The organism is Paenibacillus ferrarius, from assembly GCF_002027705.1.
Classification (GTDB): domain Bacteria; phylum Bacillota; class Bacilli; order Paenibacillales; family NBRC-103111; genus Paenibacillus_E; species Paenibacillus_E ferrarius.
In genome coordinates, this window is sequence record NZ_MBTG01000016.1 from 39,743 (window position 1) to 60,700 (window position 20,958).

The window sequence follows — 20,958 nt, forward strand, 5'->3', positions numbered from 1 at the left end:
TCCCCTTCGTCAGAAAATACCGGAATCATTGATTCGCTTGGCAATTTGATTGGCTACCAGCATCATCACTAGCCCAATGACACCCTTGATCACGTCCGCTGCGGCAGCAAGGCTCAAATTAAATTGCTCAATGCCAACACGGTAAATGTACGTATCCAGAATATCTCCGACTTCAAAGACCATCGGATTGTACAAGTTGATGACCTGATCCAGCCCTGCGCTCATGATATATCCGACTCTCAGGATGAAGATGACGATAATGGTCCCGGTAATACCCGGCAGCGTCACGTGCACAATTCGCTGAAACCGCGACGCGCCATCGACAATAGCAGCTTCGTAGACCTCTGGGTTAAGCCCGGCGATCGCCGCCATATAGATGATGGCCGCCCAGCCCATCTCCTTCATCGCATCCGTGACGACCAGAATCGTCCGGAAATACGCGGGTTCGACCAGCAGATAGGCGGGATCGCCGCCAAAAAACTCGATGATCTTGTTTATGACGCCCGTTTCCGGCGAAAGGAGCAGCGTGATGATTCCTCCATAGACGACCCATGATACGAATCTGGGTAAATAGACGGCTGTTTGGAGTGTCTTTTTGAACCAGACGAGCCGTATTTCATTCAATGCAAGCGCTAACAAGATGGGGCAAAGAAAACCGCTGATCATTTTGTACAAGCTGATGAGCAGTGTGTTCTTGAACGCATTCATGAACATATCCGATTCAAACAGCATTTGAAAGTATTTAAATCCAACCCACTGACTTCCCGAGAACCCCTGTATCGCGTTATAGTCCATGAAAGCAATGCTGATCCCGTATAACGGCAGGTAATCAAAAATGAAAACCCATACCAATGCGGGCAGCAGCAGTACGTAAAGCAGCTTGTAAGTCCATATCCTCCTTATCTGCCTCGACAGCGACGTTTGTGTGGTGGTGGTGATCTTGGCAGTTATCGGTTCCATCCGTTTCCTCCTGTCCGCTCTCTCTCCCTAAGCTCTCTCTGTAATGAAAGTGTTTACACTAATTAGCTTAGCGGAATTTGACGGAACGGAAAACGGGTGCGAAGGACGAAAATACAGGGGAAAAGTCACAAGTATCGTATTTTTATTGCGTGAGCACATGCGCTCTTAGCGTTTCAATCAAATCTCGCAGCGGAGGCAAGTTCCTATTTTTTATTTTATAAGCCAAATACAAATCATTCGTCACCCCGTACGATTGGGCAATAATTTTAATTTTATTGGCTTGCAAGGAATTTCCGAGCATATAGGTGGGCAAAATACTGATCCCTGCTTGATGCTCGATGGCAGACAGAATTGCATGCAGATCCGGCAAGACGAATATAGGCTGCAGCTGCGGTCTTTTTCCAAAATGCTCCCGCCAAAATCGTCGGATAATAGGCAGCTCCTGACCATAAGCGAGCCAGTTTTGTACGCAGAGCCACTTTTCCTTATTCTCCGCTTCTTCAAACAGTTGATCATCAAAATCCGCAGCTGCCACAACGACAAATTTTTCCTGAAAATAAGGAATATACTCGATGCCAGGAGCTGACAGCTTCTGCGAGGTCACAATAAGATCAAGTTTATCTTCCAATAATAATTCCAAAATATGAGCAGCGATTCCGTATTGAGCAATGACACGCAGATGAAAACGGCCGAGATGAGGGGCTACTGTTTCCCTAAAAAGCTCATGAGATGAGCCGATTCTTACCACTGGCAGCATAGGGACAGCCGCCGTGTTGAAATTTCGCGTTGTTTCCTCAAGCGCCTCAACCAGAGGAGCTAATCGTGTGTAGAGCTCTTTCCCTCTTTCCGTAGGAAATATTTTTCTCGAAGCTCTTGTAAATAAAGGCTCTCCAACCGAGGCCTCCAAAGCAGCCAAATGCTGACTCATTGCAGGCTGCGTCATAAGCCGTGCTTTGGCCGCTTCCGAAACCGAGCTATGCTTGTATATGCTGATGAAACTGCGGTACCATTCAAAATCAACCATGTATGATTCCTTTCCAGACCGTTATTGGATATGAACAAATTCTATGAGAAAAAGAGCCTCGAATCAATCTCGAGACTCTCTGTTCATCTGCATCCTTCCCCAGAAGGTGAATAGTATGCCTAAGCAAGTAACCAGTGCCGCTACCCAAGGGACGGCTTGAAGCCCGCCTCCAAATTGATAGTCGATCACGACGCCTCCCAAATAGGCACCCAGCGCATTTCCGAGGTTGAAAGCAGCTATATTCAACGTAGATGCCAACGTTGGCGCTTCCTTGGCTGTATTCAGCATGTGCAGCTGCAGCCCAGGAACGATACCGAATGCCGCTATTCCCAAAACAAAGACGGTAATCAAAGCGAGCACTTTGTTATGATCCGTCAAAGTGAAAACAGCCAGCACAACAGCCAAAAGAATGAGGAAACCAATCAGCGAAGGCATCAGCTTCCGATCAGCCAGCTTCCCGCCATAAATATTGCCTATTGTAATCCCTACACCGAATAAGACAAGGATATAAGATACCGAACTTGGTGAAAATCCTGTTATATCCACGAGAATCGGGGAAATATAGGTGAAGGCTGTAAATACACCGCCGAATCCAAATATCGTCATCAAAAGCGCTACGTGTACGACGGGCCGCCGCAGGACGCCTAGTTCCTGCCGCAAGCTCGAAGGCTCAGCTTTGACCTTCGGGACAAGCAGGATGATGCCAGCCAGCGCGATGACTCCCATCAAAGTAATCACCCAGAACGTTGACCGCCAGCCGTAAGCTTGTCCCAGGAAGGTTCCGATGGGAACACCCAGAATGTTAGCCAAGGTCAACCCGGTAAACATGATAGCAATAGCACCAGCGCGCTTCTCCTTGGGAACCAGCGACGCTGCCACAACAGAGCCTACGCCAAAAAAGGAGCCATGCGTCAACGCTGCAATGATGCGTGCAATCATAAGGACGGTATAGTTGGGTGAAACGGCTGCCAGTGCATTGCCGGCAATAAATATCACCATCAACAGTATCAGCAGTGCCTTTCGCTGCATCCGATGCGTCGCTATCGTAATAAACGGTGCTCCTAAGGCAACTCCCAGCGCATAACCGGTGATGAGCAGGCCTGCAGAAGGTATGGATACATGGAGATTCGAGGCCACTTCAGGCAATAAGCCCATAATGATAAACTCGGTCATCCCAATGGCAAATGCCCCTATGGTAAGTGCGTATAAAGCGAACTGTGACGCTTTGCGCATAGCGACTGAAGAATGATTGAACGTACTTTCTGAATTCATGAAGCTCCCTCCTTACTTTTTGTACAACCCTAGTGTAAGTTCAGACCATTCATAATACAAATTATGATTTTATAAGTTAATCATAAATATTTTTATCTATTATGCCGTCGCCAGCACATAAATATGAAAAAGTCTAGCCAGAAGAACGAGTTGCTGTTCCTCTAACTAGACTTTATATATTCGCAATGCGAACGAGAAGCTCATGACAGTTCGAATGCGTCACCTGTACGTGTTAACCAACTCTTTAGCTCTTCTTCCAATGAGAGAAGCAGTTCATCCTCCTGCCATTCCGTGATGATGCGTGGATTTAACTGATACGGATCATGTTCATGATCATACAGCAGGCGCTGCGGCTCAGCTCCAGGCATGTATCCTTTATGCACGACATACGTATACCGCTCTGTGCGAAGGCCTCGCCAGCCAAATAGCCGATTGTCCAAACCACAGGCAGCGAACTGCTCAATCGCATCTTTCCGTCCAGGAAATGCACAGATAAAAGCGGAAGAGACCTCCGTCTGACTTTTCCCCAGAATATCGCCTGACAAATCCAGTCCCTCCGCTGTGGAAGGAACGGGAATTCCAGCAAGACCAAGCAATGTAGGCATAATATCCACACTGTTAAAAAGCAGATTCGTGCGTCCCTTCTCAATCGTGCCCGCCCAGTTCATCAAACAAGGTATGGCTATGGATTCTTCATGCCAGGAATGCTTGGCCATGAAACCGTGCGAGCCCATTAATTCCCCATGATCCGAGGTGAGCACGATCAACGTGTTCTCCGCAATTCCGAGCTGCTGGACTTCCTGCATGATGCGGCCGAACTGCTCATCCATTCCGGATACTGCCGCAAAATAATCACTTGTATACCGCTGCAGCGCTTCATCTCCGCTTTCGAATGGCTCACCCGTGTGCGCAGCAAGATGCTCTGCACGCACATTGGGACGCAACTTCAGCTCTCTTCCCGTATAGAGCTGCTTGTATTTCTCAGGGACAAGCTCGAATGGACTATGGGGTGGATTCCAAGAAACAAACAAGGCAAATGGCTCGCTGCCGTTCCCTTTGGATCGTATATAGTCAAGTGCGACATCCGTTTCATGCTCAAGCGACCATTGCTTGACCTCTATCATATCCGGTGTGTCTTTCCAATAATGCGGTTCCATGTGATGGTCATAGGCTCCATAGGAGTACCAGAAATCAAAACCGTGTCTCTTCGCACCTGGCGGCGTGTACGCATCCCAATCCCGCGCACCGGACACAGGCTCTGGGCTGAGATTTTGCTCTGGCAAATCCAGATGCCATTTGCCGATATAGCCCGTCTGGTAACCCGCTGATTTCAGCGCATCCCCGATGCAGACCTCGTCTGGACGCAGCATGACATCCGCACCGATCTTGCAATTCGTGTATACCCCCGTCGATTGCGGGTACTTGCCTGTCATTAATGCGGCTCGGTGCGGGGAGCATAAAGGCGTACATGAGAGTGCATGGTTGAAAACCAAGCTCTCTTCCGCAAAGCGGTCTATATGCGGGGTCATCACAGGATCTTCACCCATGAAACCAACAGCCTGCTTCCTCCACTGATCAGCGAAAATATAAATGATATTTGGCTTCATGTCTGATTCACCCTTTAACCGCACCAGCGGATATTCCTTCCACGAAATGGTCCTGGGCCATGAAGTAAATAAGAATCGTTGGCACAATCGCACAAACGGCTGCTGCCATTAACGGTCCGTATTCGGTGGCATGCTCCGATTGAAAATGCTGCATACCGAGCTGAAGCGTAAACAACCGATCCGAGTTCAAATAAATTAACGGCCCCAGGAAATCGTTCCATGCATGCATGAACGTAAAGATGGTTAAACTCGCAATAGCGGGTCGGATCAATGGCAAAATAATGCGCGAATAAATGCCAAACTCACCCAAGCCATCAATTCTGGCGGCTTCCGAGAGTTCCTCTGGAATGGACATAAAAAACTGTCTGAACAAGAATACCCCAAACGGGCTGAAGGCTCCCAACAGGATTAATGCCCAGTGTGAATCCATTAAACCCAGCTTCTTCATTAGCATGAACTGGGGAATCATCATGACCTGATAAGGCACCATCATCGTCGCCACATAGAGGAAAAACAACTTATCCCGTTCCGGGAATTTCACTTTGGCGAACGCGTAAGCGGCCGTGGAACATGTAATAATTTGCAGTAATGTGGTCAAAAGCGCAATTTTGATTGTATTCAAATAGTACGTAAAGAAAGGCAGCTGCGTCCACACCTTCGTATAATTGGACCAGTAGAAATGGCTGGGTATCCACTGAATCGGGAATCCGAATATCTCCGCTTCCGATTTCACGGAGGCAGAGAGCATCCAGAGGAAGGGAACAATCATGGACAAAGAGATCGCGATTACGATCACATACAAAGCTATTTTTCTAACCCATGCCCCAGTAGGCAACCGTTTCGGTAGGTTGATGGATGTCTTCCTAGGTTCTATGATTGTATTCAAGTTGGCTTCTCCTTTCTCTAACCCGCTAAACTCGTTAGGAGTAGTTCACCCAACGTTTCTGTCCTCTAAATTGAATCAGTGTAATGACGAGGATGATGGCAAAAAGCACGTAAGCCATCGCAGAGGCATACCCGTATTCGAATCTTTGGAATGCCGTATAATAAATATCATAGACCAGCATATGCGTCGAGCGGCCCGGACCGCCTTTGGTCAAAACGAACACAAGATCGAACACTTTGAACGAATTAATAATCCCCATAATGATGGTGAAGAAAATAACCGGCGACAGCATCGGCACCGTAATCTTGCGGAATTGCGATACTTTCCCTGCGCCATCGATTTCCGCTGCTTCATAGAGATCCTTCGGAATTCCCTGCAATCCAGCTAAATAGAGCACCATATAGTAACCGATGGAATGCCAAATGCTGACGATAATAACCGAGATAAGCGCCCAATGCGTGGAGGCTAGCCATGTGGGCGGATGATCGACCCCCAAGCTGCGCAGCATGCCGTTAATCGGCCCCATAGTTGGGTTGTAGAGAAGCTGCCATACGACGGCTACGGCTATCGTAGCTGTTATGTGAGGCAGAAAGATGGCGGTACGAAATATTTTAATGCCTCTCAATCCTTTATTGAGGGCAACAGCTGCCAAGATCGCGAGTAATAACGTAACCGGTACGGATACGCCCGTCATGATTAAACTGTTGAGAAGCGAGATGCGGAACGTTTCGTCACTCCATAAACGCACATAATTCGCTAATCCTGTGAATTGGATATCGCCAAAGCCATTCCATTCCGTAAAGCTCATAAGAAAAGATGCGCCTACCGGAAAGCAAATAAATAATAAAAATCCAATGATATTCGGAAGCAGAAATGTGTAACCGATGAACCGATTGCGCCGTACTTCTTTGCTCGTTTCTCTCATATGCTTCACCCCTATTGAAGCAATCGAGCTTCGCCAACTTCGGCGAAGCTCGACCGTCTCATTCATGTCTTTTACTTCTTGCCTGCTTTGAAATCCTTCGCGTATTTATCTGCCCATTCCTTTTCTACACGTTGCGCAATTTTGGCAATCGCCTGATCCACCGTCTGCGCGTTGGTCAAAGCCATTTCCCCTTCTTGCTTATACACGTTGTTGACCAGAATATTTTTCACGCCAGGCAGGAACGGGTATTCCGGATATTCTTTTTGTTCCACGAAATAGTGAATGTTCTTAGGCTTCATGCTACCATCGCCGATATAGGTTTTGCGGATATCGTCATTGATATAGCCTGTCAAGAATCCTTTGGCTGCGAATTGCTTCGCGCCTTTGGCTCCTGTCATGAATTGAATGACTTTAAACGCTTCTTCTTTGTGCTTGGAGTTTTTGTTCATCATTAACGATACGGGTGTTGCCAGACTTGTGTTCGCTGCTACACCATCTGGATGCGGAACTGGAACGACATCCCAATCGAAGCTGATTTTCTTCTCCGCTTCCGCTTGTCTAAGCTGTGCAACATGCCAGTCACCAATCAGATTCATGGCAACATTGCCCTTCTGGAAAGCCGAATTATAATGTGCGGAAGTCGTAATTTGCTCCGCCCAGCCCATGATCGAGCCGTCTTTTTCCATATCCATGCGGAATTGGAGCCCTTTCTTGAAAGGGGTTAAATCCTTATCGATAATCGAAGCGCCAGTTTGAACGCCCTGCATATACCAGGTTTGCGCCCACGGATGCAGGAAAGCACCATAAACTTTGTTCGCGCCCTCGCCCTTCGTCATTTTCTTCGCCAGCTCCCGGAATTCATTCCAAGTCATATCCTCTTTCGGATAAGGAACGCTCGCTTGATCAAACAGCGTTTTGTTATAGAACAACATCCAGTTGGACTTGCGGTAAGGAAGACCGAAAACTTTATCGTTAACTTTCAACGAGTCATAAAGCGGACCATATCCGGAAACGTCGACATTCCCTTTTTTGATGTAATCATCCAATGGTTCTAAGATGCCTGTATCCAAGAAAACATCCATATTGCCGCCGAACAAATCAATGTCTTCTCCAGATGACAGCTGCAGACGAAGTTTCTCATAGTATTGAGCTTGAGGAACGGTTTCGAATTGCACTTGGATTGTTGGATTCTCTTTACTAAACTCAGCATAGGCGGTTTTGAATGTTTCCAAATCGTCCGTTAATACCGTAGCCTTCAGGTTAACTTGCGCGGTTTTTGCCTCTGGCGAAGCCGTATTTTTATCGCCAGTCGTTTGCTGTGTGGAACCACATCCGGCAAGCAAACCCACAAGCACTGAGCCCGTTACCACCATACTCCAACTTTTTTTCATTTGACTATCACCCTTTTTTTGATATGATTTGAATGCGTTTTCTATATTTTGAATTATACGTAGATTCAAAGTCCATCGACAGGTGAAAGTTTTATTCCCCCTTTTTTGGCCAAAGAGAAAGAAGTGATTCCTATGCTTTTCATTACGCTTCTATTGTTGATTTTCACTATTTTATTTACTTACAAAAAACTGAATAATGCCTCAACCCGCTTCATGTATGGCATCATTATCGGTTGGATACTTTCCTTCGTATCCTTCACCCTGTATTTGAGCAAGTTCAACTACTATTTCAACGTCATTCATAGTTTCTTTGATTTCAGTCCAGGTACTTGGAATTACCTTGTGTTGACCAAATTTAATCCTAACTGGCTGATTCGTATGCTGAATGTGGGTGTTAGCCTGTTTTATTGTTCGCTGCTTTGCTTTGCGGTATCCTTCACCAGGAGCCTCAGCCACAGAAAACAGCAATTCGTCTACGGTGGTGTTCTGACCTTTTTCATCGTACAAACGGCTTATTATGACCCTACTCTGCACATCGCTTTAACCAATTGGAATGATAGTCTTCCGTACCTAAATGCAGTTGAAGCTATATTTAAAAGCTTTCGCTACCTCTTTCTTTTTGTTGCATTTGGCCTGCTAGTGAACTATTATTTGAATTATCCGAAAATTAGGTTTATCAAAAATCTCACCTTATATCATATTTTGCTGTTCATCCCGCTTGTGATTATTCACTTGTTAATCTTCTCGTGGGCACCAAAAGTACTAGTAAAAGCAACATTTCTGGATGGCTATTACAATTACTTGCAGCCTCCGCTTGGTTCTCAGCCCATCCTGCTGTCCGTGTTTCCCTATGCGATTTATTTGACACTGATCCTGATGATTTTCATCGTTTACAAGTTCAATTCCATCGAGAATTATCGCAAAAATCGCGATATCCAGATTAATAAAAGCATTGATACCGCAACGTTAGGCACCCGTGCTTTCACACATGCGCTCAAAAACCACTTGATCGCGATACAATCCGAGGCAGCTTATTTGAAAGACCGCCATCAAGCGGATAACGAGTCCGTGTACAGTCTTGAACTTATTTTAAAATCATCGCAAACAGCCCTTACGAGCATTAACGATGCCGCTGATAAATTAAAAAACATGAATTTAAATCTTCAATCCATGTCGATCGAGCTGCCTATACAGCAAGCACTGCTCCAGCTGCGGGAGCAATCCAACCGCTGCCAAGTCGACTATCGGCCAAGCTCGGTTCCCGTAAATTGTTATCTCGATTACAGCCATTTCACGGAAGCCATTTACAACTTGCTGATCAATGCCAATGAATCGCTGCAGTATCGCGATGATGGTCTCATTGTTGTAGAAACGAATCAGCAGAACGGCTGGGCGCTTATCCGCATTGCCGATAATGGTCCTGGCGTAGCCGAGGAAAATTTAGAAGCTATCTTTGATCCGTTTTTCACGACGAAAGCTTCCGTAAACAACTGGGGTATCGGCTTGTCCTACTGTCACAAGATCGTACTAGGCCACGATGGCAAGATTCTGGTGGAAAGCAAAGAAGGTCTCGGAACGACATTCACCCTATTCCTGCCGATTATCTAATGTTCCTGGAATGCTAAAGAAAGAGGTTCATGCGAATGACACAACTACAAATGCGAATCCTCATTGCGGATGACATGGAAGCCCACATTAGAAGACTAGAGAGGACATTCTCTGGGCATGAAGATTTTGAGTGCATCGCGCGCGCTTCATCTGGCAATGAGGCGGTCACGCTGGCGGCTCAGCATCAGCCCGATGTTATTTTGATGGATATTGAGATGGAAAGTCAGTATGCCGGAATTCATGCGGCCAAACAGATTCACGAAAAGCACCCTCATATCAAAATCATCGTATTGACCGTTCATAAGGATGAGAATTTCATCTTTGCCGCCTTTCAGACGGGAATCACGGACTACTTGCTGAAAAATGCTTCAGATGTAGAAGTCATTGAAGCCGTTCGGGCTGCTTTTAAGAACGAATCACCGATCCGGCCGATGATCGCCGAGAAGATTAGGGAAGAATTTGTTCGCGTCAAAAAAGCGGAAGCCAGCCTGCTGAATATCATTCAGATCATCTCCGAACTGACTCCAAGCGAGCTGCAGGTGCTCCGCCTCCTGTGCGAAGGCAAGAAGCGCAAGCAAATTGCCGAGGAACGCTGCGTTGAGTATGAAACGATCAAGAAACAGATCAATTCCATTCTCAAAAAATTCCAAATGCCCGATGCCGCTAAAGTGATTCAAACGATTAACGATTTGCGCATTTTTGAGGTCATGAGGAAGCTTTGATGTTGGTTTGCGGGGGCGGGGCTTTTTGCTGCTGAGCCTGCCTTTTTGGCAGGCTCGGTGTATATTTGCGGGGAAGAGGCTACCTCAATCCAAAAAATGCAACAAGAGCATAGCCCAAAACCGAAAGCAATACCGACCCCACCAACCCCGCAGCAAACGACTTCATCCCCATGCGGCGAAATGTGAGTAGATCAACTTGCAGTCCCAGACCAACCATCGCCATGGCGATTAGCAAGTAAGCAGCGACAAGGATCTGAGTGGTCAAGCCAGCGGGAATTATCCCCAACGTGTTGACACCGCTCATAGCAAGAAATCCAAGAATAAACCACGGCATCGGAATCGATTTCCAGCTTGCCTTTTTCACTTCGCCACGCTCTTTTCTTTCTATCCGGTTCGTCCAGATGCCGAGCACAATGGCGACCGGTACCAAAAGGGCAACACGCGTTAATTTCACGATGACCGCCAGATCAACCGCAGCTTTGCCGCCAGGGGCCGCAGCCGCAATGACATGCGCCACTTCATGAAGCGTTGCACCTGAGAAAATACCGTAGCCTTGCGCCGTCAAGCCCAGTACAGGATAAAGAAGCGTATAGGCAAGTGTGAACAGTGTCCCTAATATGGCAACCGTGGCTGCCGCAACAGCAGTCTCTTCCTCATTGGCCTTAATTTGCGGGGATATGGCGACAACGGCAGCCGCACCACAAATCGCCGTGCCGCAGGCCGTCAAGATGCCCAAGCGCTTTTCGACCTTGAACATCTTCGTAAGCGCATAGACAACAACCAGTGTAAAGATGATATTGATGACGGCAATCGACAGCACCTTTGGACCCGCATGCACGATATCAAGCAAATTCAATCTCATGCCCAGCAAAATAATGCCATATCGTAGAAGCTTTTTGCTTGAAAATGAAACGCCTGTAAGGCTCTGCCGAGGGACTCCGATGATGGCCTTCCAGAGGATGCCGAGTAAAATGGCTATTACTAACTGTCCCATTATATTTAGAAATGGCGCTTCGGCCAAATATTTGGCGGCAACCGCAAGCATGAACGTTAAACCAATACCTTGTGCAAATCCGAAACCTTTATGTTCTCTTTGTGGTAAGACGTAGGCATGTGCCATCATCCTCACTCCCATCTTCAAGCTGCTCTGTGCTGTTCTTCTAACCTCACTATAAAGCGAACCGTACGATAAGTGAAATATCAATATCCTATCTCTATCATGAGAAAAACTGATGATAAACTTGTCGTTAACCCCCTTCCTTATGTAGAATATAAAGACTAGGGGGAGATGCAGATGATCGTAGAAACACTTCGTGTTTTTGTTGCCGTTACTGAACAACGCAATTTCTCCCGCGCAGCGGAGCTGTTGAATTTATCCCAACCAGCCGTCTCGCTGCATATTCGGAATCTGGAGAACGAATTCAGCTCCAAGCTCATGCATCGTTCACCTAAACATGTCATGCTAACAGAAGCTGGTGAAATTCTATATCGGCGAGCCAAAGAAATTCTTGCCCTTTATGAACAAGGAAAGCAAGAAATCCATTTGCTGACTGAAAAAGTAACAGGGGCGATTCACATTGGCGCGAGCTTCACGATTGGGGAATATATTTTGCCGCGCCTGCTTGCCGAGTTTGCACAGCAATTCCCGGAGGTCGAGATGTCCGTTACGATTGCAAATACCGAGGAAATTACCCAAGCGCTGAAGGCGAACAAGCTTGATCTCGGTTTAGTTGAAGGGCAAGTATCACCGAATGGGCTCCAAGTTTCCTCGTATATGAAAGACGAAATGATCTTAATAGCGTCTAATTCCCATCCTCTCGTTTCCAAAAAAACGGTAAAACCGGAAATGCTCCACGACCTCACTTGGATTTTCCGCGAGCATGGATCCGGTACTCGGTCTTTCAACGATCAGTTTATTCAGGCGGCGGGGCTGCGCATCAAACGCTCGTATGTGTTCAACAGCAGCCAGGGTGTTAAAGAAGCCGTTTCCGCTGGGCTGGGGATATCTATTCTCTCCCGCTGGATTGTGCGCAAGGAATTGGAATCCGGGGAAATTTGCGCTGTCCCACTCAGCCCCAAGCTGCCGGAACGGAATTTCTGGATCATTCAGAATCAGGATCATTCAGCTACGATGGCTATCCAAATGTTCCTGCATATGCTACTTCAGCGCGCATAGTTTTGTTAGTTTTCACCTGCTGCGGCGTATTTATGCCGAATGCTAGTAAGCCGGATGCCTCATGAGTGGCGTCTGCTCCAAAACCATGCGCAACCACATCGGCAATATCCGTCACTCACCGAATTTGAGAAACCTGCGAAAATACAGGCTTTTTCGAGGGAATCGTGTAAAATCAGAAAAAGCCTGCGATTATGCAGGCTTTTGAAGCTTTTCCATCCCGATATCGAAAAAAGGCCTCAAAAGCCTGCAGATTCGCAGGCTTCTCGAGATTTTGCCTCCTTCCCAAGATAAAAGGATGCATAATCGCAGGAATCCCTCAATTTAGAAGGTTCAGACATCTACGAAGAAAGTGGGGCAAAAGCAAACTATCCGCTCAGTCAGGACGCAAGCCCCCTCTTTCATCCTTTCAAAGGAACAACCAAACTAACCACCGTTCCTTGCCCCTGCTCGGAGCGAATGTCCAGCCTGCCGCCAATACTCTTGGCTCGCTCTTCCATGCTGAAAAGACCCACGCCTTTGGCAGCTTTATTCCTCGCAAAGCCTTTCCCCTTGTCCTCCACACGAACTAAGACTTGGGAGTCCATCTCCTGCACAACAACCGTCGCTTCTGACACGTCCGCGTACTTGGCAATATTGGTAAGCGCTTCTTGAATTACGCGGTAAATGACGGTTTCCTCAAGTGCTCCCAGTCTGCGGGACAAGCGGCTGTCCAGTATCACCCGAATCCCGTAATGATTGGTATAGTTTTCAATATACGTTCGAATGGCAGGGACAACCCCTAGGTCGTCCAATACGGAAGGCCGTATTTGCCAAGCCAAACTTCGCACATCTTCAATGATGCCGGAAACCTGCTGTCTAAGTGCAGTCAAATCCGTGCTTTTGGCCTCGCCCTCCCCGATCAAGCGATCCATTTGGATCAACAAGGAGAATAAGCTTTGACCAATGCCATCGTGCAGCTCGCGCGAAAACTTGCGGCGCTCTTCCTCCTGAATGCGCATGACCTGCGACATCATCAGCTGGAGTTCTTCTTCCACACGCTTTAATTCCGTTACTTCATTCCGAATAGCAAGATACTGATAAGATTGCCCATATTCATCCAGGAACGGCACGATGGTTGTATCTACCCAATAAAAGCTGCCGTCTTTGGCTTTATTTTTAATTTCGCCGCGCCATACCTTCCCTGAGGAAATGGTTTGCCACAAGACAGCCATGAACGGCTTCTGGTGATAGCCCGAATTGATAATCCGATGATCTTGACCGATCAGCTCGCTCCGGGAGTACTTGGAAACTGCACAAAATTTATCGTTCACATATAAAATCTTCCCTGTATGGTCGGTAACAGCCACAATGGAGGATTCGTCCAGAGCAAATTTAACATGGGATAGTTGTTTAAGCGCTTGTCTCAAATCCTGCTGAAACAGGGAATCCGCGATATGCTCGTCAAGTCGATTTAATAGATTCAGCACATTCTCACCGATGACTTCTGGATACGCTCTGTTCTTATCCTCACTCAAAGTTCAGCAGCCCTTTCTTCACAGCGAATTTCACCAGCTCTGGTCTCGTCTTCAGTCCCAGCTTCTCCATCACATTGCTTTTGTGCGACTCAACCGTTTTGACGCTGATAATCAGCTGTTCGGCAATTTCTTTATTCGAGAAGCCTTTGGCAATTAGCGCCAAAACTTCTTTTTCGCGCTCCGAGAGCGTTTCGAAGGTATCTTTGTTCTCGCCTTGCTTCAAGCGTTCGATATATTCATTCATGAGCCTCTTCGTCGCCGTAGGATAGAGATAAGCATTGCCCGCAGCAACGGAACGAATTGCCGTTAACAGCTCCTCATGCGGCGAGCTTTTCAGGATATAGCCCGATGCGCCGACGTGAATAGCTCGAAACAAGTACTCATCATCGTCATGCATGCTCAAAATCAGTATCGCCATGCTGGGCATTAACCGCCTGAGCTCGGCTGTCGCCGTTAGCCCGTCCATGCCGCCAGGCATATTCAAATCCATTAAAACAACGTCCGGTTTCAGCTGCTGGGCGGCTCGAATTCCTTCTTCGCCGTCCGCCGCTTCTCCAATGATTTCGATCCCTTGCTTGCCATGGAGCAGCATGATTAAACCCGATCTAACTACAGCATGATCATCCACGACCAGAACCTTCAAAGTGTCATACCTCCTAATAAATGGATAATCACTAACCCGATCCCATTCTTTTCATTTGCCCTAATCATAACAAAAAAAACGAATTCCAGTAAGGAATTCATTTGGCAGTCTCTTGTATGATTCCTTCCAACAGAGAAGCTAGTGCGGCGATCTTCTCCTGAGCTGCAAGCAGCTCACTTCCTTCAAATCTACTTTGTTTGCGCTTACCTAAATAAATCAAGCCAACGATCTGGCGATTCGAAGACGTCATCAGGGGAAATACGGCAGCAGATTGCAGCTGCTCAGCAAGCATCAGCGGACAATGAAGTCTTTCTTGACTATTTTCAGCACACGTATCGTCGATCTTGACCCACCTGCCCAGACGCAGAGCGGTACCTGCTAATCCATGACCTGCCCGTATGACCATATGTTGATAACGATCGTTTCGGTTGCCCCATACATAATCCCAGCCGCCGCGGCCTGAATGCCCCTGCAGAGATGCCAATGCCATGAAATCGCTTGACGTCAAGCTTTGCAAAAGTGCTAATTCTACTTTCAGGCTTGTGTCGCCAATTGCCATCTCCTGCACCTCCTTTTCGACGAAAACAGTTAGCATTTCCTTTCCTACCATTGTAGACCTTTCTACGCATCTTGTAAGTCAGGGAAAACCCTGATTTTCGCATCAGGATTTCGCGCCTTTTTCCCCTGAAAAGATCAGCGTACCTCCCGATAACCAAAAACCGGAAATAGCGTTATGATAAAGATAACAAAGAAACGTTGAGGAGTTGGTCCTTATGGCCATAAATCATACATCGACTAAAGGATGCCGCACTTGCGATCACACAGAAGTCCAAGCGAATAAAGGAATTATGAAATATTTCTCTGCAGCCAATTTCGAAAAGCTTCAGAACATCATGTATGTGAAGCACGCAGCCAAGGGAGATTTCCTATTCAGAGAAGGCGACTCAGCCGACAAATTGTTCTATGTCCGCAAGGGTGGCGTCCGCATTACGAAGCTGTCTGAATCGGGGAGAAGCTTTATTCTTTATTTGCATCAGGAAGGTGACTTGTTCGGGCAGATGGACCCCTTCCAAGACTCATTGCAAAGCTTCAGTGCCGAAGTGACAGCAGATTGTGAAATTGGCGTAATTCAGCGCAAAGATCTGGAGGTGCTGCTGTGGCAGCATGGGGAATTAGCGATTGAGTTTATGAAATGGATGGGGCTTATGCACCGCATGACGGAAACCAAATTCCGCGATTTAATGATGTATGGCAAGCCAGGCGCGCTTTGCTCCTTGTTAATTCGATTAAGCAATTCCTATGGCGCTCCGACCGGTGACCATGTTCGAATCAACTACAAGATCAGCAATGCTGAAATGGCCGATATGATTGGAGCTACACGCGAAAGTGTTAATCGCATGCTGAGCGATATGAAAAAAGAAGATGCCGTCGATTTCCACAACGGACTCATCACGATTAAGAACCCCGCTTATCTCCGCGATATCTGCCACTGTGAAAACTGCCCTCTGGATATTTGCCGCATGTAGGTGATTGAGGATTTTTCCCATTATGACATAAAAAGGACTTCACACTTCATTCGAAAATGTGGAGTCCTTTCGCTTGTGCTGCTCTATTTGATGACAAGTACAGGGAGCTTGGCATGCTGAACCACATTGTGGCTGACACTGCCAAGAACAAACTCGCCAATACCGCTAAGGCCTCGGCTGCCGATAATGATAAGATCGGCTTGGATCTCATCAGCATAATTGAGAATTTCCTTCGTAATCGCCCCGCTTCTCACTTCAATATGAATATTGGAGAAGTCCGTAATTTTCTCTTTAATTTTCCCGATGACTTGCTCGGAGTAATCCAAATAATTCGTTTCGATCACAACCGGCGGGATGACAACCGAAGAACCTATGACATACGTAGGAAGATTAAAAATATGAAGGATATCCAATTTCGAAAAGTGGTTCAATTTAGCCAATTTCAACGCCGAATCCAGCGCCTTGTCAGCAGCATCGGAGCCATCGTAGGCGACTAAAATTTTTGAATATAACATATCACTTACACCTCGTTTGTATGATGTTTTCGTATAATGAATATTACCCTCGGACACGATGTTAGAAACATCCCTATCGCTTTATCTCACTCAGCATTTGATTCGCAACCGGGAAGAACATCTCTTCTTCAGCTGCCAGATGCTCGGATAGCACCGAACAGGCCACGCTTAGCAGCGAAATGGCTTTCTTCAGCTTCAAGCTGTCAGCCCCCTTGCAGGAATCGGCATATTCAAGAAATGAGCGGACAAATCGTTCCGCTTGCTTGTGATCCTCTTCCAACACCCATGTTGAGGTCAAAAAGGTTGGCTCCATCCCTTGATTCGCATAATCAGCTAGCAGGGGCAGCACTTCTTCTTCTTCCCAATGCTCGTGCGCATCAAGCTGTTTCATGAACATTTCCATTTGCTTGCGGATATCTTGAAGCAGACGCTTCGAATCTTCCGAGCCAAGCCTGCTGACCATTTGACTGGTCATATCCTGAACATGGTCAAGCTCCTTTTTTAGCGCGCCATGCTCGTCTTTCAACCGCGTTAGAATCTGTTGACATCTAGGCATCTGTGCCTGATCCTGCGGCAACCCAAGGTCCACAACCATCTATAAATTCCTCCTTTTATTGTCAGCTACGAGAAAAAGGATTCCAGATCGGTTAATACATTCTCAGTCAATGGAAAAATAAGCTGTTCTTCCATGGTAATGTGGTCGTTTAGTATTAAGCAGGCCTGCACCAGATGTGCTGCGGCATCGGCTAATTGCTTCTTCACAACGAATGAGCCAACATCGAGAATGGCCTCTTGAAAAGACTGAATAAACGAAAGGCCAAGCTGATGATCCTTTTCCAATACCCAGAATGAAGGCATCATCGAGGGCTGCGGTTGACGATCAAAATACGTGAACAAGAACGGGAATAACTCCTTTTCTTCCCACCCTGCATGCTGTTCCAGCTCATCCATGAATTGATCGCTCAATTCTTTGAGCGCATGCACCAACTGTATGCCTTTCGCCAAATCATCGATTAGAATCAATTCTTTGGCACTGTGTTCAATCATCCTTAGCTTTTCTCTTAATGCCTCATGTTCTTCCTTCAAACGATCCGTCGCATAGGCTAGCTCCGCCGGATTGGAAGATGCAATTCCCGATGCGTAGCCTGCCGTATAGATAGCCATACCTACTCCCTCCTCTATCTACCGTAAGGATATTCCCTTATCAATGAGCTCCTTCGCCCTGATAACTTCTTGATCTGATGGCGTAGGACAAAGCTCGAGTGGATATTCCTTCCCCATCTGGCGCCATTTATAGACACCCATTCGATGATAGGGGAGTATCTCCAGTTTGCATACATGATCTAATGAGCCAATAAACTTGCCGAGCTCGATTAGATCGCTGCTGTCATCCGTCCATCCGGGCACGAGCACATGACGAATCCAAAAGGGCTTTCTGAGTTCGTCTAAATAATGCGCAAATCGTTTCATGCGATCGTTGGGCTGTGCCGTAAGCTCGATGTGCCGCTCCGGATTCAGCTGCTTCAAATCGAGCAGCACCAAATCCGTCACTTCCAACAGCTCCCGAGCATGACTTGGCTCACAGAAGCCGTTCGTATCCAGCACCGTGTGCAGCCCCCAGCGCCTCTTGCACTCGGTGAATAGCCGGGCTAGGAAAGGAGCCTGCAAGGTCGGCTCCCCGCCCGTCACGGTAATCCCTCCACCCGAGCTTCGGTAGTACGCCAGATAAGGCTCTATCTCATTCATAATTTCTTCGACATCCATCTGCATCCCCGCGTTCATTTCCCATGAATCCGGGTTATGGCAGTACTTGCACTGCAGCGCACAGCCCTGCATGAATAGTACAAAGCGAATGCCCGGACCGTCCACGGTGCCAAAGGTGTCGAAGGAATGTATGCGTCCTTTCATATCGCTTTGCACTCCTCTCTTCTTACATCGCGCCGTGGAACGTACGATGGATGACATCAAGCTGCTGCTCTCTGGTCAGCTTGATGAAGTTTACCGCGTAGCCAGAAACGCGGATCGTCAATTGCGGATACTGCTCCGGATGCTCCATCGCGTCCAAGAGCTGAGCTCGGTCAAACACATTAATATTCAAATGATGACCCTGATTCGTCATGTACCCATCGAGCAGTGAAACCAGATTCGATATGCGTGTTTCTTCCTCACGGCCAAGAGCCTTGGGCACAATCGAGAAGGTGTTGGATATCCCATCCAAGCAGTGCTCATAAGGAAGCTTGGCGACAGAAGCCAATGAGGCAAGCGCTCCCTTGCGGTCGCGTCCATGCATCGGGTTAGCGCCAGGCGCGAAGGGTTCTCCGGCTTTGCGTCCGTCCGGCGTGCTCCCTGTCTTCTTCCCATATACGACATTCGACGTAATGGTCAGTACGGACATCGTTGCTACTGCGCCCCGATACGTCTTATGCTTCCTGATCTTATTCATGAAGGTTTCCGTCAATTGAACAGCAATCGCATCTACCCGTTCATCATTATTGCCGTATTGCGGGTACTCGCCCTCAATCTGGAAATCAACGGCAATCCCTCGTTCGTCGCGGATCGGACGGACCGTCGCATATTTAATGGCGCTAAGTGAATCAGCGACAACCGACAAGCCCGCGATGCCTGTGGCCATCGTGCGTATAATTTCACGATCGTGCAGTGCCATTTCCAACCGCTCGTAGCAATATTTATCATGCATATAATGAATGACGTTCAGCGTGTTTACATACAGCTTCGCCAGCCACTCCATCACGGTATCGAATTTCTCCGCAACCTCTTCATAATTCAGAATATCGGAGGTCAAAGGCGTTAACTGAGGTCCTACCTGTATCCCCAGCTTCTCATCCACACCGCCATTAATCGCATAGAGCAGCGCTTTGGCCAGATTGGCACGAGCGCCAAAGAACTGCATCTGCTTGCCGATGCGCATCGCGGATACACAGCAGGCAATGCCATAATCATCGCCATAATAAGGCCGCATCAGATCATCATTCTCATATTGAATGGAGCTGGTCTCCACCGATACCTTGGCACAGTAAGCCTTGAAGCCCTCTGGCAGCTGCGATGACCACAGCACGGTCAGGTTCGGCTCAGGGGCCGGGCCCAGATTGTACAAGGTATGCAGGAAGCGGAAGGAATTTCTCGTCACGCGCGCTCTGCCGTCCAGTCCCATCCCGCCGATGGATTCCGTAACCCAAGTAGGATCTCCGCTGAAGAGTTCGTTGTAATCAGGCGTGCGTAGAAATTTGACGATGCGAAGCTTCATGACGAAATGGTCCACAAGCTCCTGTGCTTCCACCTCCGTCAACGTTCCAGCGCGCAGATCCCGCTCGATATAAATATCCAGGAAGCTGGATACGCGGCCTAGACTCATCGCCGCTCCGTTCTGCTCCTTAATCGCAGCCAGATAGGCGAAATACAGCCATTGCACAGCTTCACGGGCATTGACAGCCGGCTTCGCGATATCGGAGCCGTACGACTGAGCCATCTTCTTCAGTTCCTGCAAACTGCGAATTTGTTCAGAGAGCTCTTCCCGCAGTCGAATAACCTCTTCTGTAATTGCGTCCACTTCCAATTGCAGAAGATCTTGCTTCTTCTCCTCGATCAGCCGGTCTACCCCATACAGAGCAACACGTCTGTAGTCACCGATGATGCGGCCGCGGCCATAAGCATCCGGCAAGCCAGTAATGATGGCAGCCTTGCGTGCTGTTTTCATCTCTGACGTATAAGCGTCGAATACGCCTTGATTGTGCGTTTTGCGAATATCCGTAAATACGTGTATGATTTCTTCCGGCAGCTTGAAGCCATACGCCTCACAGGCGTCAATGACCATGCGAATCCCGCCAAAAGGCTGTACAGAACGCTTGAGTGGAGCATCTGTTTGCAAGCCGACAATTTGTTCCTTGCTCTGGGCGATATATCCTGGCGCATGCGAGGTAATGGAAGAGACCGTCTGAACATCAATGTCCAAGACGCCTCCATTCTCTCTCTCTTGGTTGGTTAGCTCACTGACGATACGCCATAGCTCCTTGGTAGCATCCGTAGGCCCTGCCAAGAAGGAATGATCTCCTGTATACACCGTCAAGTTATGATCGATAAAATCTTTCACATCGACGGCGTTTTGCCAGTGTCCTGTGACGAATCCATCCCAACAACTGCCTGCCTTGATTGCCTCTTCTCGTACTGACAT

Annotated in this window: 20 protein-coding genes; 4 read left to right on the forward strand and 16 right to left on the reverse strand. The window is 47.6% G+C overall.

Features of this window, described 5'->3' with window-relative positions:
• Positions 1 to 9: 9 nt before the first annotated feature.
• The 7 genes from BC351_RS18555 to BC351_RS18585 all read right to left on the reverse strand — a co-directional run bounded on the left by BC351_RS18555 (position 10) and on the right by BC351_RS18585 (position 8,065).
• Positions 10 to 960: an ABC transporter permease gene (locus BC351_RS18555; RefSeq protein ID WP_079414236.1), complete on the reverse strand. Its 951-nt coding sequence runs from the start codon at positions 958 to 960 to the stop codon at positions 10 to 12.
• Positions 961 to 1,102: 142 nt separating this feature from the next.
• Entirely contained in the window at positions 1,103 to 1,984 is an 882-nt protein-coding gene (locus BC351_RS18560; protein WP_079414237.1) for a LysR family transcriptional regulator, read from the reverse strand.
• A 63-nt stretch (positions 1,985 to 2,047) separates the two neighbouring features.
• Positions 2,048 to 3,256, reverse strand: a complete 1,209-nt coding sequence (locus BC351_RS18565; protein ID WP_079414238.1) for an MFS transporter — start codon at positions 3,254 to 3,256, stop codon at positions 2,048 to 2,050.
• A gap of 200 nt (positions 3,257 to 3,456) precedes the next feature.
• The gene (locus BC351_RS18570) at positions 3,457 to 4,863 is read right to left on the reverse strand and encodes a sulfatase family protein (RefSeq protein WP_079414239.1); all 1,407 of its coding nucleotides are present in this window, start codon (positions 4,861 to 4,863) and stop codon (positions 3,457 to 3,459) included.
• A gap of 7 nt (positions 4,864 to 4,870) precedes the next feature.
• The gene (locus tag BC351_RS18575; RefSeq protein ID WP_079414240.1) at positions 4,871 to 5,749 is read right to left on the reverse strand and encodes a carbohydrate ABC transporter permease; all 879 of its coding nucleotides are present in this window, start codon (positions 5,747 to 5,749) and stop codon (positions 4,871 to 4,873) included.
• Between the two features lie 34 nt (positions 5,750 to 5,783).
• Positions 5,784 to 6,740 carry a carbohydrate ABC transporter permease gene (locus BC351_RS18580; RefSeq protein ID WP_244209081.1) on the reverse strand — a complete coding sequence of 319 codons (957 nt, stop codon included), beginning with the start codon at positions 6,738 to 6,740 and terminating at the stop codon, positions 5,784 to 5,786.
• Positions 6,741 to 6,745: 5 nt separating this feature from the next.
• On the reverse strand, positions 6,746 to 8,065 hold the full coding sequence (locus BC351_RS18585) for an ABC transporter substrate-binding protein (protein ID WP_244209082.1): 1,320 nt from the start codon (positions 8,063 to 8,065) through the stop codon (positions 6,746 to 6,748).
• Positions 8,066 to 8,197: 132 nt separating this feature from the next.
• Between BC351_RS18585 and BC351_RS18590 the strand changes: the two genes are divergently transcribed.
• Both BC351_RS18590 and BC351_RS18595 read left to right on the forward strand, forming a co-directional pair.
• Positions 8,198 to 9,673: a sensor histidine kinase gene (locus tag BC351_RS18590; RefSeq protein WP_144028448.1), complete on the forward strand. Its 1,476-nt coding sequence runs from the start codon at positions 8,198 to 8,200 to the stop codon at positions 9,671 to 9,673.
• Positions 9,674 to 9,708: 35 nt separating this feature from the next.
• Positions 9,709 to 10,395, forward strand: a complete 687-nt coding sequence (locus tag BC351_RS18595) for a response regulator transcription factor (protein ID WP_244209083.1) — start codon at positions 9,709 to 9,711, stop codon at positions 10,393 to 10,395.
• 79 nt (positions 10,396 to 10,474) lie between these two features.
• On the opposite strand, the gene BC351_RS18600 is transcribed toward BC351_RS18595, so the two are convergent.
• On the reverse strand, positions 10,475 to 11,515 hold the full coding sequence (locus tag BC351_RS18600; RefSeq protein ID WP_079414243.1) for a YeiH family protein: 1,041 nt from the start codon (positions 11,513 to 11,515) through the stop codon (positions 10,475 to 10,477).
• A gap of 174 nt (positions 11,516 to 11,689) precedes the next feature.
• Here BC351_RS18600 and BC351_RS18605 point away from each other — a divergent pair, with 174 nt between their 5' ends.
• Complete coding sequence (locus BC351_RS18605) at positions 11,690 to 12,571, forward strand: LysR family transcriptional regulator (protein ID WP_079414244.1); 882 nt, start codon at positions 11,690 to 11,692, stop codon at positions 12,569 to 12,571.
• A gap of 398 nt (positions 12,572 to 12,969) precedes the next feature.
• On the opposite strand, the gene BC351_RS18610 is transcribed toward BC351_RS18605, so the two are convergent.
• The 3 genes from BC351_RS18610 to BC351_RS18620 form a co-directional block, all read right to left on the reverse strand.
• Positions 12,970 to 14,085 carry a PAS domain-containing sensor histidine kinase gene (locus tag BC351_RS18610; protein ID WP_079414245.1) on the reverse strand — a complete coding sequence of 372 codons (1,116 nt, stop codon included), beginning with the start codon at positions 14,083 to 14,085 and terminating at the stop codon, positions 12,970 to 12,972.
• Positions 14,078 to 14,728: a response regulator gene (locus BC351_RS18615; protein WP_208629775.1), complete on the reverse strand. Its 651-nt coding sequence runs from the start codon at positions 14,726 to 14,728 to the stop codon at positions 14,078 to 14,080. The genes BC351_RS18610 and BC351_RS18615 overlap by 8 nt, the downstream gene beginning before the upstream one ends.
• A 97-nt stretch (positions 14,729 to 14,825) precedes the next feature.
• Positions 14,826 to 15,287 (reverse strand): GAF domain-containing protein, encoded by a 462-nt coding sequence (locus tag BC351_RS18620; RefSeq protein ID WP_158082137.1) that lies wholly within the window; start codon positions 15,285 to 15,287, stop codon positions 14,826 to 14,828.
• 289 nt (positions 15,288 to 15,576) lie between these two features.
• Here BC351_RS18620 and BC351_RS18625 point away from each other — a divergent pair, with 289 nt between their 5' ends.
• Entirely contained in the window at positions 15,577 to 16,254 is a 678-nt protein-coding gene (locus BC351_RS18625) for a Crp/Fnr family transcriptional regulator (RefSeq protein WP_208629782.1), read from the forward strand.
• An 83-nt stretch (positions 16,255 to 16,337) separates the two neighbouring features.
• On the opposite strand, the gene BC351_RS18630 is transcribed toward BC351_RS18625, so the two are convergent.
• From BC351_RS18630 to pflB, 5 genes are all read right to left on the reverse strand, one after another.
• The gene (locus tag BC351_RS18630) at positions 16,338 to 16,769 is read right to left on the reverse strand and encodes a universal stress protein (protein ID WP_079414248.1); all 432 of its coding nucleotides are present in this window, start codon (positions 16,767 to 16,769) and stop codon (positions 16,338 to 16,340) included.
• Between the two features lie 73 nt (positions 16,770 to 16,842).
• A complete protein-coding gene (locus BC351_RS18635; protein WP_079414249.1) occupies positions 16,843 to 17,364 on the reverse strand; it encodes a hemerythrin domain-containing protein in 522 nt (173 codons plus the stop codon).
• Between the two features lie 26 nt (positions 17,365 to 17,390).
• Positions 17,391 to 17,933 carry a hemerythrin domain-containing protein gene (locus tag BC351_RS18640; protein ID WP_079414250.1) on the reverse strand — a complete coding sequence of 181 codons (543 nt, stop codon included), beginning with the start codon at positions 17,931 to 17,933 and terminating at the stop codon, positions 17,391 to 17,393.
• Between the two features lie 18 nt (positions 17,934 to 17,951).
• The gene (gene pflA / locus BC351_RS18645; protein WP_079414251.1) at positions 17,952 to 18,677 is read right to left on the reverse strand and encodes a pyruvate formate-lyase-activating protein; all 726 of its coding nucleotides are present in this window, start codon (positions 18,675 to 18,677) and stop codon (positions 17,952 to 17,954) included.
• Between the two features lie 22 nt (positions 18,678 to 18,699).
• On the reverse strand, positions 18,700 to 20,958 hold the full coding sequence (gene pflB, locus BC351_RS18650; RefSeq protein ID WP_079414252.1) for a formate C-acetyltransferase: 2,259 nt from the start codon (positions 20,956 to 20,958) through the stop codon (positions 18,700 to 18,702).

Bases quoted from the DNA above. Each gene is read 5' to 3' on its own strand.
- BC351_RS18580 (WP_244209081.1), bottom strand. From the start codon at position 6,740: ATGAATGAGACGGTCGAGCTTCGCCGAAGTTGGCGAAGCTCGATTGCT.
- BC351_RS18570 (WP_079414239.1), bottom strand. From the start codon at position 4,863: ATGAAGCCAAATATCATTTATATTTTCGCTGATCAGTGGAGGAAGCAG.
- BC351_RS18605 (WP_079414244.1), top strand. From the start codon at position 11,690: ATGATCGTAGAAACACTTCGTGTTTTTGTTGCCGTTACTGAACAACGC.
- BC351_RS18560 (WP_079414237.1), bottom strand. From the start codon at position 1,984: ATGGTTGATTTTGAATGGTACCGCAGTTTCATCAGCATATACAAGCAT.
- BC351_RS18625 (WP_208629782.1), top strand. From the start codon at position 15,577: ATGAAATATTTCTCTGCAGCCAATTTCGAAAAGCTTCAGAACATCATG.
- pflA (WP_079414251.1), bottom strand. From the start codon at position 18,677: ATGAAAGGACGCATACATTCCTTCGACACCTTTGGCACCGTGGACGGT.
- BC351_RS18635 (WP_079414249.1), bottom strand. From the start codon at position 17,364: ATGGTTGTGGACCTTGGGTTGCCGCAGGATCAGGCACAGATGCCTAGA.
- BC351_RS18620 (WP_158082137.1), bottom strand. From the start codon at position 15,287: ATGGCAATTGGCGACACAAGCCTGAAAGTAGAATTAGCACTTTTGCAA.
- BC351_RS18630 (WP_079414248.1), bottom strand. From the start codon at position 16,769: ATGTTATATTCAAAAATTTTAGTCGCCTACGATGGCTCCGATGCTGCT.
- BC351_RS18585 (WP_244209082.1), bottom strand. From the start codon at position 8,065: ATGAAAAAAAGTTGGAGTATGGTGGTAACGGGCTCAGTGCTTGTGGGT.
- BC351_RS18565 (WP_079414238.1), bottom strand. From the start codon at position 3,256: ATGAATTCAGAAAGTACGTTCAATCATTCTTCAGTCGCTATGCGCAAA.
- BC351_RS18600 (WP_079414243.1), bottom strand. From the start codon at position 11,515: ATGGCACATGCCTACGTCTTACCACAAAGAGAACATAAAGGTTTCGGA.
- BC351_RS18640 (WP_079414250.1), bottom strand. From the start codon at position 17,933: ATGGCTATCTATACGGCAGGCTACGCATCGGGAATTGCATCTTCCAAT.
- pflB (WP_079414252.1), bottom strand. From the start codon at position 20,958: ATGTCAGTACGAGAAGAGGCAATCAAGGCAGGCAGTTGTTGGGATGGA.
- BC351_RS18590 (WP_144028448.1), top strand. From the start codon at position 8,198: ATGCTTTTCATTACGCTTCTATTGTTGATTTTCACTATTTTATTTACT.
- BC351_RS18595 (WP_244209083.1), top strand. From the start codon at position 9,709: ATGACACAACTACAAATGCGAATCCTCATTGCGGATGACATGGAAGCC.
- BC351_RS18555 (WP_079414236.1), bottom strand. From the start codon at position 960: ATGGAACCGATAACTGCCAAGATCACCACCACCACACAAACGTCGCTG.